The 15,845-nt window shown below is 38.9% G+C and carries 15 protein-coding genes and 1 other RNA gene; all 16 read right to left on the reverse strand.

Annotation, left to right across the window (positions count from 1 at the left end):
- Window positions 1-255: 255 nt before the first annotated feature.
- The 16 genes from M3Z76_RS02360 to M3Z76_RS02435 all read right to left on the reverse strand — a co-directional run bounded on the left by M3Z76_RS02360 (window position 256) and on the right by M3Z76_RS02435 (window position 15,793).
- Complete coding sequence (locus M3Z76_RS02360) at window positions 256-1,944, reverse strand: methyl-accepting chemotaxis protein (RefSeq protein ID WP_293920572.1); 1,689 nt, start codon at window positions 1,942-1,944, stop codon at window positions 256-258.
- A gap of 372 nt (window positions 1,945-2,316) precedes the next feature.
- Entirely contained in the window at window positions 2,317-2,550 is a 234-nt protein-coding gene (locus tag M3Z76_RS02365; RefSeq protein WP_293920574.1) for a hypothetical protein, read from the reverse strand.
- 1 nt (window position 2,551) lies between these two features.
- Window positions 2,552-2,998 (reverse strand): HIT family protein, encoded by a 447-nt coding sequence (locus M3Z76_RS02370; protein ID WP_293920575.1) that lies wholly within the window; start codon window positions 2,996-2,998, stop codon window positions 2,552-2,554.
- Between the two features lie 22 nt (window positions 2,999-3,020).
- Window positions 3,021-3,809 (reverse strand): ABC transporter permease, encoded by a 789-nt coding sequence (locus tag M3Z76_RS02375; protein WP_293920576.1) that lies wholly within the window; start codon window positions 3,807-3,809, stop codon window positions 3,021-3,023.
- Window positions 3,810-4,583: an ABC transporter permease gene (locus M3Z76_RS02380; protein ID WP_293920578.1), complete on the reverse strand. Its 774-nt coding sequence runs from the start codon at window positions 4,581-4,583 to the stop codon at window positions 3,810-3,812.
- A 1-nt stretch (window position 4,584) separates the two neighbouring features.
- Window positions 4,585-5,559 carry an ABC transporter ATP-binding protein gene (locus tag M3Z76_RS02385; protein WP_293920579.1) on the reverse strand — a complete coding sequence of 325 codons (975 nt, stop codon included), beginning with the start codon at window positions 5,557-5,559 and terminating at the stop codon, window positions 4,585-4,587.
- 94 nt (window positions 5,560-5,653) lie between these two features.
- Window positions 5,654-6,673: an ArsR/SmtB family transcription factor gene (locus M3Z76_RS02390; RefSeq protein ID WP_293920580.1), complete on the reverse strand. Its 1,020-nt coding sequence runs from the start codon at window positions 6,671-6,673 to the stop codon at window positions 5,654-5,656.
- A 33-nt stretch (window positions 6,674-6,706) separates the two neighbouring features.
- Window positions 6,707-7,309, reverse strand: coding sequence for a LysE/ArgO family amino acid transporter (locus M3Z76_RS02395; protein WP_293920582.1), 603 nt, complete (start codon window positions 7,307-7,309; stop codon window positions 6,707-6,709).
- A 9-nt stretch (window positions 7,310-7,318) separates the two neighbouring features.
- Window positions 7,319-7,705 (reverse strand): hypothetical protein, encoded by a 387-nt coding sequence (locus tag M3Z76_RS02400; RefSeq protein WP_293920583.1) that lies wholly within the window; start codon window positions 7,703-7,705, stop codon window positions 7,319-7,321.
- A 13-nt stretch (window positions 7,706-7,718) separates the two neighbouring features.
- Complete coding sequence (locus M3Z76_RS02405) at window positions 7,719-8,441, reverse strand: AAA family ATPase (RefSeq protein ID WP_293920585.1); 723 nt, start codon at window positions 8,439-8,441, stop codon at window positions 7,719-7,721.
- Window positions 8,442-8,609: 168 nt separating this feature from the next.
- Window positions 8,610-10,517 (reverse strand): ATP-dependent DNA helicase, encoded by a 1,908-nt coding sequence (locus tag M3Z76_RS02410; protein WP_293920587.1) that lies wholly within the window; start codon window positions 10,515-10,517, stop codon window positions 8,610-8,612.
- A 73-nt stretch (window positions 10,518-10,590) separates the two neighbouring features.
- Entirely contained in the window at window positions 10,591-11,727 is a 1,137-nt protein-coding gene (locus M3Z76_RS02415; protein ID WP_293920589.1) for a THUMP domain-containing class I SAM-dependent RNA methyltransferase, read from the reverse strand.
- A gap of 13 nt (window positions 11,728-11,740) precedes the next feature.
- Complete coding sequence (locus tag M3Z76_RS02420) at window positions 11,741-13,474, reverse strand: putative bifunctional diguanylate cyclase/phosphodiesterase (protein ID WP_293920591.1); 1,734 nt, start codon at window positions 13,472-13,474, stop codon at window positions 11,741-11,743.
- Between the two features lie 167 nt (window positions 13,475-13,641).
- Window positions 13,642-14,020: RNase P RNA component class B (rnpB, locus tag M3Z76_RS02425), an RNA gene on the reverse strand.
- Window positions 14,021-14,074: 54 nt separating this feature from the next.
- Entirely contained in the window at window positions 14,075-14,368 is a 294-nt protein-coding gene (gene gpsB, locus M3Z76_RS02430) for a cell division regulator GpsB (protein ID WP_295655762.1), read from the reverse strand.
- 183 nt (window positions 14,369-14,551) lie between these two features.
- Window positions 14,552-15,793, reverse strand: a complete 1,242-nt coding sequence (locus tag M3Z76_RS02435) for a ribonuclease H-like domain-containing protein (RefSeq protein ID WP_293920594.1) — start codon at window positions 15,791-15,793, stop codon at window positions 14,552-14,554.
- Window positions 15,794-15,845: the final 52 nt, after the last annotated feature.

A 15,845-nucleotide genomic window follows, 5' to 3' on the forward strand; every position in this document is an offset into this window, starting at 1 on the left:
TTATCATTATATTGAAATATTTTACTTATATGATTTCATCTAGTAAATTCACCTTTTTAGAATATATGTCGCTATCGTATTTTAACCTAACATAGTATAAATCACATTTAATCATTTGTCGAACTAGTTGCTTTGTCATTCTATTTTATTCTTCTATAGGTCTATTGGGCAATTCCTAGACAATTACTTATCTAGCAACAAAATAAGGTGGAACATAGAAAAATTATTTTCTATGCTCCACCTTCATTTAAATGATTAAACTTTAAATTTCTGTATTTCTATTTGTAGCTCTTGAGCATTTTCACTTAATGTTGTCGCAACATTTGTGACCTCGTTCATTGTAGCAGATTGTTCCTCCATCGCAGCAGCTACTGTATCAATATTTTCTGAAATATTTCTTGTACCTGAGGCGATTTCATTAACAGAGGCAGATACTTGTTCAGCGCTTGCTGACAGTTGCTCCGCTGTTGCTGAAACATCTTGGATTTGGTAAGTCATCTCATTCACTGCCTCAACGATTGTATCGAATGATTCTCCTGCTTGTGAAATCACGACTACCCCTTCTTGCACCGAGCCAAGTGCGCTTTCCATTGCTTGCTCCACATTTTTTGTATCCTGTCTAATTTCCGTTGTTAATGTAGCAATGCTATTGGCAGACGCCTTCGACTCCTCCGCTAATGTTCGTACTTCATCAGCCACGACCGCAAAGCCTTTCCCATGCTCACCTGCACGTGCTGCTTCAATTGCTGCATTCAACGCTAACAAGTTCGTTTGCTCTGTTATCGCTGTAATCACTTGTGTCATATTACCGATTTCTTCTGTTTGTAGCGCTAATTTTTGGACAAGCTCATTAACTGTTAAGGCTGCTCCATTAATCTCGTTCATTTGCTGTCTTGCATTCGTAATAATTTGCGTGCCATTTGTTGCCACTTCGCTTGCATTTAATGATGACGTATGCAATGTTTGAGAAGCTTCTGCAATACGCTGAATACCTTGTGCTGTTTCTTCCATTGCAATAGCGCTTTCATTTGCCGCGCCTGTTGCAATTTGTGAAGTCTCTGCTGTATCCGCTGCCTGTCTTGTTACATCCTCTGTCGTTGCTGTCATTTCCTCTGCACTAGCAGAGAGTTGCTGAGCTGATGCACCAAGCTGCTCCGCATTTGATTGAATTTGCGTAATCAAATTGCGAATATTGCTTTTCATTGTATTGAAAATCCCACCTAATTGCCCTAGCTCATCCTTTGTGTTAATGGCAATATCTGCACCTGATAAATCCCCATCACCAATTACTGTGGCACTGCTCATAATTGAGCGTAATGGGCTTGTAATTGTACGACGCACATAAATCACTAACCCTATTGTAATAACAATACTAATGACTAATACAAGAATAGAAACGATTCTCGCTACGTTAATAGCGCTATATGTAGAGTCTTGAATTTCATCCATTTGCTGCATTTGATATGTTTGCATATCCGTTGTAACGCGGAATGTTTCTTCATTGATTTTTGATATAGCTGTATTAAATAGCATTGTTGCTCTTGCCATATCCTTACTTTCAGCAGCTTCAATAATGCTAGGTAGCTCTTCATTGAAATGTTGGTTTGATACGCTTAATTGCTCCCATAAATCTTTCATTTGTTTAGAGTTTAAATAGCCTTGTAATGTCGTGATATCTTCATTTAACTTTGTAGAAGTCGCCAATAGCTCCTGTTTGTTTTTTGATAATGTTGGGCTTAAAATTAGCGAATTAATATATCTTTCCTGTGCAGACACCCCTAAGCGAATCTCCTTTATTAATAGCAGTTGCTCTAAACGTGAATCCATTGCTTCATCCGTTCGCTTTTCAATCGTGTATAAGTTAGTAAAAGTACTGACAATGGAAACGGTTAGTAAAATAATAAATAAAAGAAAAAACATATTCATCTTTTTTCCTATACTCATTTTCATTCCTCCTCATAATCTCTGTTAAATTGCAAATCCCTCTTCGTTATTTATTACTAGTCTTTACTCTATATCAAAGGTATTACGTAGTATAAATTTCTTGCAATTCTACTCATAATTTTCCCATAAAAAACGAAAGAATGGAATATAAATTAATTAATAATGATTCCAAACGAACAAATCAGTTCTATATGACTAGAATCATCTTGCTTCTTTGATATGAAAGTGTTATTTTGCTTCTCTTTCAGCATAAAAAAAAGATTCATACCATAGTATTTGGTACAAATCGATCTTTATTGTATAAACAGAAAATTACGATTTTTTTGTTTTAGAGCTCTAGCCATTTTCTTAAAACTACAAAGAAATTTTCCACTAAATTACATGAATACTCTCAGTTGAATTGTGTGCATCTAAAATCACTGCAAACTCCCACTCATTTTCTTCATCTACCCAAACTAAACAGCCATCTTCATTTTTGTATTGTCCTGCATAAGCATTTCCACCAAATCGCCCAATACGAATAGAGTCAATATGATGAATATTTATTATATCTACAAAATTCTCCTGGTCGCCACACCAACTAAATTCATTTACGCCATCTCTCATCCTAGTGAGCCTCCAAATATTTTTTGATCCGATGGCAAAACTCCATCACTTCATTTTCATCCCCTCTAGGAGCGTCTGCCCAATCATACACTGCCATTGGTCCCCAATGCTTTTTCGGCGTATTGATGTAGCGTGCCACTAAATGCATATGTAAATGCGGCACTGAATTGCCTGAAACCAGTGCATAAACATGCTCAATCCTCTCTGATGCCATTAAAGCCGTACTCACCTTTGCCATCACCATGCCAAACGTGCTTGCCTCCTCCATTGTCATATCTCCAAGTGTTGGGACATGTCGCTTTAAATCAATCATTAAATGACCAATATATTTTAATGGGTCATTGCTATCAATATGTCCTACATATACATAATCATCCTCATAAATCGTGATTCCAGATGTTTTAATTTCCCCTTGATGCTTAGCACAAATAAAGCATTTTTCATCCATTTATAACCTCCCCTTTCTACTTTTAACTTAGCTCCATCGTTCCTTTTCGACGTGCAATCATTTCAGCATAGCGCATTGCGACAATGCCAATTAAAAAAAATACACACCCTAACAGAAATTCCTCTGCTAGTAATATCGCAAATTGTGATACATCCCTACCACCGACAATTGCTTTTGTCAATTCCACACCTCTTGTCAGTGGCAAGGCTTGTGCTATAAAACGTAGCCAGTCAGGCATGACTTGCAGTGAATAATTGGCTCCACTTAATAGCAGTAAGGTACTTGCTAATAAATTTGCTAACAGATGCATAGAGGGTGTCCAAAGACTACAAGAGGCTAAAATTAAGCCGAGGCCACAGGCAGCAAAGATAGAAACAAGCCATATGCAAACTAACAATAAAAAAGTGCTGAAGGATAGTGTAATTTGAAATACCAGTACTCCAAATAATAGACCTAAGCACGCTGTCACAATGCCATTCATAATATGCGGAACTGAACGTGCTAAAAATAACAGCCCTTTATTAGCAGGTGTTACGATAACAAGCGGCAATGTGCCCATTCCTCGGTCAGACATAATGACTGTCATCATACCAAATACCGAATTCATCACACAAAGCAATAAAGCATTTGCTGCAATATAGCCACTCAAACCCTCCCCCTGATAAATATAACGAACAAGCATACTAAAAAATAATAGCTGACTTAATGGGCTTAATACCATTACTAAAACATATACTTTCAGCTGTAGCATACTAAACATCGCTTTATAGGAAAGCCTAGCATGTCGCATAAATCTTATAAGTGCTGCCAATTAATACACCCCCAATTTTCCATCTTTACGCGCTTTTTGCTGTACTGCTTGATAGCATATATAAGCGATTACGCTATATATGGCTGTTATCACACCTAACGCTAAAAAGGCGTTCCCCATTCCTTGACCAACCAGCAATGCCCGCAATAATTCAATCGCCCACGTGGGGGGTAAGAGCATCGAAAACGGCTGTAGCCATATCGGTAAAATCGCAATAGGAAACAAAAATCCACATAGCAAAAAGATTGGATATTCAATAAAATTCATTAATGCCTCTGCTTGACGGGATAATGTAAACAGCAATGCCATGACAAAGGCAAAGACGAAAATAGCTACAGCTACTGTAAATAGTGCCAATATGAAGAGCAAGGGCTGATCTATCGGAATGCTTATTTGAAATAGCAAGGTTAAGTAGCTAAAGGATAGAACCATTGAAAAAAAGCCCCATAACGTATTACCAGCTATCTTTCCAGCTAAAATTAATGAAAAGGCTGCTGGTGCAACAAAAATATTTTCCAGCGTACCATACATTCGTTCACGATGAATATCGCTAGCTGATGAATAAACAATGGACGTCCACAATGCCATAAAGCCCGAGCCAAGCACCACATATTGGCGAATTTGCTCTGGTGATTGCCCACCGTAAATAAAGTATGTAATTGTTGCATAAAACAATGGTGAAATCCAAATGACAAATTGAAACATTGGTCGTGCCATCGATAGCTTCATTTGCAGTATCACACTTGACCAAAATGCGTGCCAATTACTTGTCATTTTATAGCCCCCCAATCATTGCTACATAAACATCCTCTAGTGATGGCTGTGCCATTGTCATATCCTGTATATGAATTTGTGGTATTCGATAAAGATTTGGTACAAGCTGCTGTGGCTTATTAGTATGCATATGAACAACTAGCCCCTGATCTTTTACATCAATAGCTATATGCTGCAAATACTCACATGGTAAGTAATCATTTAGCTGTTGCTCTGTACAATTTTTCACCGTACAAGTAATAACTGTGATATCACTCATTTTTTGCTTTAGCTGCTGTGGTGTGTCAATCGTTACTAGTTGCCCTTTATTAATGAAGGCAATTCGGTCACATAGCTCATCCGCCTCATACATATAGTGTGTCGTTAAAATAATTGTCGTGCCCTGTTTATTTAGCTCACGTAAAATGTCACGTAACTTTCTTGCACTTACAGGATCAAGACCAATGGAAGGCTCATCTAAAAATAAAATTTTCGGTTGATTAATTAACCCTCTGGCAATTTGTAAACGCTGCTTCATCCCCTTTGAAAAGGTTTCAACCCGACGCTGTGCTGCATCCTCTAAACCAACAAGCTGTAGTAATTGAGGAATTCGCTTTTGTTGAACAGCACGAGGAATTTTATATAAATCTGCAAAATACGCTAAATTATCATAGGCGGATAAGCGCCAATATAAATTGCGTTCACCTCCTAAAATAAAGTTAATTTGCGGACGCAGCTCCCTATACTGTTTTACTGGATCAAGTCCAAGAATAGAAATAGTTCCACTTGTTGGAATTAGCATCGTCGTAAGCATTTTAATCATTGTTGTTTTGCCCGCCCCATTTGGTCCAAGCAAGCCAAATATTTCCCCTTCTTTTACGCAAAAGGATACATCCTTTACAGCATCCACTTTCTGTCGCTGCCTTTTCCATCGCCTACTCTGCACCTCATATGTACGTTTTACATGTTGGACATCAATTAAATAATTCGTCATCATTACACCGCCTTTTTATTATTAGATATATATCTAATAATACGATTATATTATAAAATACAAAATAAGCAACTAAAAAAAGCTTAATCACAATGGATTAAGCTTTTGCAAAGCGCTGTAAGGACATCAACATATTCGTTACCTCAGTTGTGTTAACTGCGAAATATTTACTTGTACCAATCTTTTCTTCTGTGACAAGCTTTGCTTTTTTCAAAATATCTAAATGGTGCGATACTGTCGCTGTTGTTATACCTAAATACTCTGCTAGCTTAGCTCCATATTCCTTTTTCGTCGTCAGCATGCGCAGTATTAAAAGACGGTTTGGGTCTGCAATTGCCTTAAGCTGTTGGGCTAATTGTTCACTTTTTTCACGCTCATCTGATAGTGGATTGGCACAGCCATAAAGTATATAGCATACTGAATCATTAAAAATGCGTATTCTCACAGGTGATAGGCTATAGCTTGGAATAAAATAATAGATTTTATATAAGCTTACACGTCGAAATGTTTTCCCCATAACATACTGTGCTAGCGCAAGTGGCTCTAAAGATAGCTGCTGTAGCGATTTAATCGACGCTTGCACAAGTGGTGCCTTGTTTGTCAACAACGTTTGAAATACAGGAGCTTGTGCAATATCTAGTAAAAGCTCTGCAAATGCTTCTTTAAAAGTGGATAGCTGTGACAACCATTCAACATATAATTGTCGCTCTTCTGCTGTTTGCCAATAATAAGTATCCTCTACATTAAAAATGCTAGCAGGCTCTTGTAGTAATTGCTGAATGGTCTCAATTTCTACTTCTTCACCCCACAAATAATATAGAAAAGAATCGTTCTTCATATGTAGAAGCTTTTCAACAAATTGCTCTACTGAGGCTAAATGTGGTATCGGAATTAACAGATTAAATAGATCGTAGACCATCTCATTTTGAAATTGCTGAAACTGCTTGATGACATAGTGATTGGGAAAGAGCTGTTGAAAATAAGGGAGCTCTGCTGTCAAATAGTTTTCTTTTCCTGTTGTCATAGCACACACAATAGCTAATCCTTCTACAACTGGCGAAGATGTATAAATCACTTGCTCTAATGGCTGTTCATATAGCTCTAATTCGCGTCCCATATATCCCTCTCCTTATAAGATAAATATCTAGCATCAAAATAAACCTATTAATAAGTATAACGCCGTTCCCCAAATAAAAACAGCCGAGCATTTATTAAATATGTACATCACCTTGCCTGAGCTATCTATTTTTTTCAGCATTGAGCCAGCAAACATTAAGCTAACAAACCATAGCCATGACACGATTATACATGTAATCGTAAATAGCGTTTTATCTGTGCCAATATAATTTAATGCGCTCGTGCCAATGACACCAACTGTATCTAAAATTGCATGTGGATTTAAGAGCGACACAGATAAAGCGAATAGTATTTGTTTTTTTGCGGGCAGTGCTTCCCCTTGCTGTGCTCTTTCTACCTTCGCTGTCCACAACACCTTGCCCATATAAATTAAAAATAAAATGCCGCCAATAATTAAAGCCAGTCGTAGCCATTCAAATTGAGTAACAATCACTGACAAACCAAGCACAGCCAGTAAAATGAGTAGCGTATCACATAATGCTGCTGTCAACACAGCTGGCAAAGCGCGCAATCTTGATGGTTGCATCGCTCCTTGGGAAAAAACAAAAACATTTTGCACGCCTAATGGCAAAATTAGTCCAAAAGCTAAAATGATTCCATGAATAATCGCTTGCATCCTATTCCCCTATTCTCTGAATAAATTGCCCTGCCTTGAGGCTGTTTTAGCAGCAAAGCCCATTAGCTCCTCCTGTAAAGCCTTTGCTGTATGCTCCGTATGTAAGCGATCAGGCAATTCTACAACTTCCTGCCCTTTTAATATATTGGCTAGACTCCAATGCGGCATTGAGCTATTTGCTGCTGGCACATCCTGTATTGAAAATACATACTCTCGACGGAAGAGGAGCTGCGCCCATTTAGTTGCCTCTTTATAAACTAAAAAAGCAAGATCCTTTTCCGCCAGCTCAATCATTTTTTGCAGCAATCTTTTTTCACCATGGAAGGTTATACTATAACTCATGTTAGCTCCTTTTTGTTGCTCATGAATTCGAATTTCATATAAATATCCTGTCATTTTGTCACCTCTTTTACAAATCTAAAAATAGTTCATTTAACACTTTATCTTTTGCATCTAAAAAGCGCTTCGTTAAAATATAATGCAATGTATCCTCATAACGAACTTTACTTATTTGCTCGTCAAAATCATAAATCGTTGCATTTGGGTAGCCGAGCAAAATCGGTGAATGTGTCGCAATAATAAATTGGGCATCATGCTCTAGCTCCTTAATAATACGCATTAAGCTCAGCTGCCGCGTCGGAGAAAGTGCTGCTTCTGGCTCATCCAATAAGTAGATTGCTCTGTGGCCAAAGGCATTTTGAAACAATGATAAAAAGGATTCACCGTGCGATTGCTCATGCAATGATTTTCCACCATAGGCATCATATTTCTTTCCAGATGGGTCAAACATTAAATCGAGATGGCTCGCAAATTGATAAAATGTTTCAGCACGTAAGAAAAAGCCGCGTGTCACTTTACGCGACCAAATTAAGCGTATATATTCCCCGAGAGCAGAATGTGACTCATGTACATCATATAAATGATTGCGACTGCCACCTGCTGTATGAAAGCCACATTCATAAGCGATTGCCTCAAGCAATGTCGATTTACCTGAGCCATTTTCCCCGACAAAAAATGTCACATTCGTTGGCAAATGAAGCTCCTCAAAATGCTCGAATGCTGAAATATTAAATGGATATTGTTCCTTAGCTGACACTTGCTCCTGCAAATAACGTACCGTCTGCAAATACATGGCTTCACCCCTATTTCATTGTAACGAATGACCGAAAAAATAGCAAAATGGCTGCCAGAACAATATGACAGCCATTTTCTAAAAAACTACTAATTTATCTGCGTTTTTACGAGATATATCTGCGAATTCCGCTTAAATATCTGCGATTTTTGCGAAGTTATCTGCGAATTACTTAATAATCGGCTCAACCGCTAAAATATCCTCAAAATATTGGCGCATTGAGCTCTCTTCTTCATTAACAAGAATATGAATATCGCCGTAATCATTTGATGTACGAATTAAGCGCCCCATGCCCTGCTGTAAGCGCAGTAGCATAAATGGTAGCTCTACTTCCTTAAAGGCATCTTGTGCAAATGAGCGTTTCGCATCAAATAAAGGATCATGCGGTGGGAATGGTAAATCAAAAATAATGACGCGTGTCAATGCTTCCTCTGGTAAATCAAGCCCTTCCCATAAATGATAGGAGCAAAATGTTTGTACTGTGCCATCTTGGAAATCTCGGACGATTGCTGATAGCTCACGGTCCCCTTCAAATGCTACTGTTAAACGTGCCATCATGCTCAGCTGTGATTTAAATGCATTCATTGCCTGTTTCGATTTAAATAAAATTAACGTTTTTTCACCATCGCGTAGCAATTCCTCTACTTTTGCAGCCTTATTTTGCTGCGTGAGCTCATGCACATAAATTTTCATGACATCCTCATAATCGAATGGTGATGGCACACTGAAGGATTGATATTGATCAATACCTAGGCTTGAAGCAATATAAGAAAAGTCCTTTTTCACTGATAGTGTAGCAGATGAAAAGACGATAGGTGTTTTTTTAGCAAACAGTGTTTCCTCTAATACTTCTGTAATTAAGCGAGGCATAATCACAAGTGTTTCCTCACCATCTGCCTCCTCCAGCCAATCAACCGCATCACCTTGTGCAACAAAAATACGCAAAGACGCTACATAATGCTCTAAAAATTCCTCTGCCATATTGAGCTCGTATTCTGGAATCATATAAAGCTCCGATTCAAAAACAAACTCCTCTAATAACTGCTCTACATCAGCAATTAAGCGCTTGCCAAGTGCTAATAAGCGCGCTGATTTTTCAATACGTTTACGGTCTGCCTCTGAAGCTACTAAATCTTCACGCAGCTGGTCAAAAAAGAGCTCATGGTCATCCTGTAAGCGCTCCATCGCATATAATGTACGCTCACGCACACCATCGACCATTAAACGTTCTAATAAATTGACAATTGTATGTGCCTGTACTTTATAGGTCATCGCCTTTTGTGCCGCATATTCTAATAAATGCCCTTCATCTAGTACAATCATCGATACTTCTGGTAAAAGTGGTAGCTGCCCTTCGCGCTCACGCGATTCCTTTGTTGCTAAATGCTCCATTAAAAAATCCTGCGAGCAAATAATTAAATCGGTTGACTTACGGTAATAGGCACGATGCAATGTTTGACCACAGCGGTTGCGCACATCACATACCGCACACTGCATTAATGCATTATAGTTGACCATTTGCCACTCATCGTCGCTAATCATTGGATAATCGCTGCGCTCACCATATGGCTGTAGCGCAATCATCGAGCCATGTGCATAAACGCCATCCGGCATCGAATCGGCAATATCCTCAATCCAATCTGCCTCTAGCTGACGGTCTGCCTCCTCAAAGCGTTTAATACATAAATATTGGTCACGCGATTTTGCAAGGCGCACATCAATGTTTAAGCCTAAATGATCACGCAGCTTATGCACATCGCCGCCCTCTTTAACAAGCTGATCAATTAATGTCTCATCAGCACATGCAATTAAGGCAGGCTTTCCTGTATAGCGCGCATAGGAAACAGCAGGTAGCAGGTAGGCAATCGTTTTTCCTGTACCAACGCCCGCTTCCGCAAACAGCACATTTTTCTCCTTTAATGCCTGTTCAATTTGATATGCCATAAAAATTTGTTCATCTCGACATTCAAAGCCCTTTTCAGGTAGCTCGTCGTAGAGAACGTCCCCCATCCAATCGCCAAGTGAATCAAAGAAGGATTTCTCTTTTGATAATTCAAACGGTAATGATTGTCTCATCTTTATTTTCTCCTCTATATATCAGTATGTAGACAACGAACGGGCTGTCCAAAACATTTGGCAGCCCTGCATGTTAATCACGCTTTGATTTTTGACCCCAGTATTGATAAAGGTCTGTGCGAATAAAGCCGTTAAATAGCTTACGCTTTTTCGTTGCTTGACGACCGTAGCATTGTTCAAAGTTCTCCATTGAAGAAAGCATATAAACAGACCAAGTTGGATAATTTTTCATCACTTGCCCAATTGTTTTAATGACACCTTCAATCGCTTCGATATCACCGATACGCTCACCATATGGCGGGTTGGAAATAATAACACCATCTGTTAGGCGTGTTGTAAAATCTGTTGCCTGCATCTGTTTAAATGTTAATAGCTCACCAAAGCCTGCCTCTAACGCATTTTCTTGGGCGATGCTAATCATGCGATGGTCGATGTCTGAGCCGATAATTTGTAATGGTTGGTCGTAATTTGCAAGAGAATCTGCTTCATCGCGCACTTCATCCCAAATTTTCGCTTTCATCCAAGCCCATTCCTCTGAAATAAACTCGCGATTATAGCCTGGTGCAATATTTTGTCCAATCATTGCCGCTTCTAATGGAATCGTACCTGAGCCGCAAAATAAATCAACGAACGGACGATTCGGATTCCATTTTGAAATTTTCACTAATGCTGCAGCGAGCGTTTCCTTTAAAGGCGCTTCCCCTTGCACTTGACGATAGCCACGCTTGTGCAAGCCTGCACCTGATGTATCAATCGTTAATGTTGCAACATCCTTTAAAATCGATACTTCAATTTTAAAGGTTGCACCTGACTCATCTAAAAAGCCTAAACGTTTATAATGTGATTTCATTTTCTCCACAATGGCCTTTTTCACAATTGCTTGGCAATCTGGTACGCTAAATAGCTTCGATTTTACCGATTTCCCTGATACAGGGAATGCCGCGTCGACAGATAAATAGCGGCCCCAATCTAATGCCTTTGTCGATTCAAACAATTGGTCAAATGTATGTGCTGGAAATTGTCCTACGACGATTTTGACACGGTCTGCTACACGCAGCCATAAATTACAGCGTGCAATTGCCGTTTCGTCCCCTTCAAAATACACTTTGCCGTTATCAACGCGCGTTTCATAGCCTAAATCTTGTACTTCCTGTGCAACAATTGCCTCTAAGCCCATAGCTGCTGTTGCGACTAATTGAAATTTTGTCATATGTTACCCTTCCTCACTGTATATGCTCCCAATAGGCTAAAAATTGTAGCAATTCGCCTAATGGCATCGGCTTGCCATAATGGAAGCCTTGTGCGAAATCACAGTCGATTTCTTGTAATAATTGTGCTTGTTGTGCACTTTCAACGCCCTCTGCCACTACTTTCATGTTAAGGCGATGTGCCATTTGAATAATAGCATCCACTATTCCTTGCTTCTCCTCTGATGAGCATATATGCTGCACAAAGCTGCGATCGATTTTCAGCACATCGAATGGAAAACGTATTAAATAGCTTAATGACGAATAGCCTGTGCCAAAATCATCAATTGACAGCGTAAAGCCTAATTGCTTCAAGCGATCAAACTTGCTTACAGCCTCTGAAGAGTTTTCCAAAACCGTTCGCTCTGTCACTTCAATTTCAAAATTATGTGCTGAAGCGTTATTTTTTTCTAATATTTTTTGAACAGCTTCTAGGAAATTGTGCTGTTGAAAATGGATGCTTGATATATTGATTGCAATTGGCACACTGGTATGACCATTTGCGCGTAATACATGAAACGCATTACATGCCATCTCTATAATCATTTCACTCAGAGGAATAATTAAACCTGTTTCTTCAGCATAAGGAATAAACTCCGCTGGTGAGATAAAACCTAGTTTATCATTTGTCCAGCGTACTAATGCTTCTACACCGATTACTTGCTTCGTATTCAAAGAAATTTTCGGTTGGAAATATAGTTGGAAATCCTGATTGTCAATCGCTTTGCGGAGCTCTGTATCTAACAGGAGCACACGCTTTGCATCAATTTCTAAATCCTCTATAAAAAAGGCGAAATGGCCTGGACCTGTTTGCCTTGAAAAATACATTGCCTTGTCTGCACGCTGTATTAATTCTTCCGTCGACACACCATCTAATGGATATAAGCTAATGCCTATGCTCGCTGAAATGAAAATTTCCTGTCCATCAATTAAAAAAGGACGCTCTAGCTCATGCAGCACTTGCTGTGCAAATTTCGCAGCTTCACGTGGATGTACAATGTTTGTTAATGTAATGGCAAACTCATCATCGCCATAGCGCGCTAAAATATCTTTATTTTTTAATAGCTTTTGGATACGTCTTGCTACCGCAATCAGTAGTTTATCACCAATCGCCTGTCCAAATACATCATTCACTTGCTTGAATCGGTCGATATCTAAAAAATAGACTGCATGTCGCATCTTTGTAGTTGTTGTAGAGCTTGTAAAAAGCAATGCTTTCATTCGCTCTAAATAAGCAAAGCGATTATTTATTTTTGTTAATAAATCGGTCAGCGTCCGCTTTTTCAGCTCACTTTCAACACTTCTGCGCTCAGATAAATCTGTAAATATGCCACAGTAATGCGTAATATGCTGATTGGCACCTTGAACGGCTATAATCGTTAACCATTCTGGATAAATATCGCCAGTTTTTCGACGATTCCAAATTTCACCTTGCCACATGCCATCTTTCTCAATTTTTGCCCACATTTTTTCATAAAACGAGCTATCGTGCATACCCGATTGTAAAATACCTGGTGTATGCCCTATGACTTCTTTACTTGAATAACCTGTTACAAACTCAAAAGCAGGATTTACAACAACAATTCGCCTTTTGTCGTTTGTAATCATAATCCCTTCCTCTACATTTTCAAAAATGACTTTTACTATGCTCGTATCGTAGGCAGAGGGTTCTATATTAATAATGTTTTGAGTAAAATTTTCACTACCCATTTTTATTTCACCCTTAATTGTTAATGTCAAAGAAAAGGAGCCGTCCAAGAGAAAATTGTGACAGCTCCATCTGCATCGCAAGGTACATGCCTTATGATGTAGAATATTTGAAATGTTGTGCTATAGCAATCTGTTATTGCTAAAACTAAAAAAATGCATCAATAGTCTTCAGTAAGCCATGTTTTGTTCCTGTGTACTCAAACAGCGAATCGCCTCGTACGCTCAGGTAGTAATCATCTATCTACAGACGTTTGCCTGTCCCTCCAGCCGTTCAATTCCTTTTGGAGAGTGCCCCTACCATAATTTGGGTTTCTCACTCGCGGGGTTTACCTCGTTCCACCTTGCTTGTTTCCAAGCAAGCTCCGTCACTGTGGCACCTTCAGAAAGTTTCTACCATATCATAAGACTTAGGTATTCCTTTCGCCGTCAAGCATCTGCTTGCCTTACCTTATTTTTTCGGTAAGCACGAACACTACGGTCATCTCAGAGCCGTGTGAGCATGGACTTTCCTCTACATCTTATAAGATGCAGCGATTACTCGAATTTCTTGATGTCGAACTATATTATACTTGACACATGTCAGAAAAGCAACTGTATCGTTTATTCAGAAAGCTTGCTACCAAAAACATGCTTTTCTAAATTGGATAAGCGCTTTAAAATATCGAAATTTGTATTTGGCGTTGGTGTTTGGACAGTCGCTTGTCTGCGTGTACTATTTTCTAAGTCTGCCTTTAAGCGCTCATTTTCAGCACGTAGCTCATTTAGCTGCTTTTCAAACGCATCGTAGTCCTCCATAATTTGGTCTAAAAATTGATCAACTTGCTCGATGCTGTAGCCTTTCATGCTCTTTTTAAATTCTTTTTCTAAAATAATTTTTGAGTTTAATTTTATCATTCGTATCATTCGCTATAGATAAGCTTCTTCATCTCATCTATATAGCGTTCTCCTTCCTACTATATTGCTTCTATTATCTATTTTTATTGCGAAGTCATGCGTACAATTGTTGGACGCCCCTTCTATACAATCCTTAGAGCTATATTATAGCATATGAAGTGTGTTGTATACGAATATCATCGGCTATTGTTTTTTATTTTGAATACGTTCATAACGTTTCTGCCATTTTATTAAGTGCTTTTCTTTTTGCTCTGTCGAAAAGTCGCTTTGTTCAATAAGCTGAAGCCCTTTTTCCACATAAAAAAGTGCCGCTTCATATTTTTTTATTTGATGCTCATGCAGCATGGATAGCTGCTCATAGGCTTGTATTTTTTGGCGCTGCGAGATGCCTACTACTGACGCCTCAAAGCTTTTAACAGCATCGGTATAGCGACCGAGACGCTTATGCTGGAAGGCTAAATAAAAGTGAGCTAATGCCGTCTCACTCTGTTGGTAGTTTTCCGTTACATTCGTTAATACATATTCGCTTGCAACTTGCTGCTTTAAATCGCCATACCATTTCCCGATATTTGTATAGGTAACAGCTGATTCTTGCTCACTTGTAAATAGCAGCTTCGTTTGATGAATATACAGAGTGATGAGCGATAACAAATCCCATTCATTATGCTGGAGCACTTTCATTAACGTGTCAGCTTGCCCGCTCTTCACTGCATCGAAATAAATAATTGGCGCTAAATGCCCTGGAATATCTCCTTGTCTTTTAAAGCCAAGCTTATCCTCCTCAACCTGTACAAGCTTCATCTTTTCTAAATCATTTTTCCACAAACGCTTAGAGCTATGCAATAAATCGATATGTTTTTGCTCTTTCAATGACGGTAAGGTTTGACGATTCAATGTCCAGCGCGTTTCAAGCTGCGGCCAATCAAAGCTTTTACCATTATAAGAAACGAGCGTTACACTTCGCTGCCAAAGCTTTGATTCAAACAGCATCGCTACCTCGTTCGCTGGATCTGCTAGCACATATTGAGTCAGCACAAATTCATCCTCATCCTGCTCTAAAAAGCCGAGCAAAAAAATATGAGTGCCAGTGCCTTTCAAGCCTGTTGTTTCCGTGTCCCAAAAAATGATTTGTTCGTCTGTATGTAACGCATATGGGTGCTCTACATTGGCATTTTCCCATGCTTCAAGTGCCATCGTTAATTCCCCAAGCGTATAATGCCCATGCTTGTAATCAAATGGATAGCGCACTTCACGCTTAAACAAAACACCAAAATCATTGTCGATAACTGTTAAGCCAGCCTGCTGCCATGCTGTTTTGTAAATCGGTGGTGCAGGTTTGATAAATTTAGGCTTCTCCTCCGTTTCAGCTGTTGTCTTTTTCCCTAGCATTTTTTTCATTTGTAGTATTTTATTTTCATAAGACATGTTTTATCACATCATTTCTCTTCTCTTATTTATAGATTGATGATAACAAATG

Origin of the sequence: Metasolibacillus sp. (genome assembly GCF_025291715.1) — a bacterium.
In the GTDB taxonomy this organism is placed as follows: domain Bacteria; phylum Bacillota; class Bacilli; order Bacillales_A; family Planococcaceae; genus Metasolibacillus; species Metasolibacillus louembei.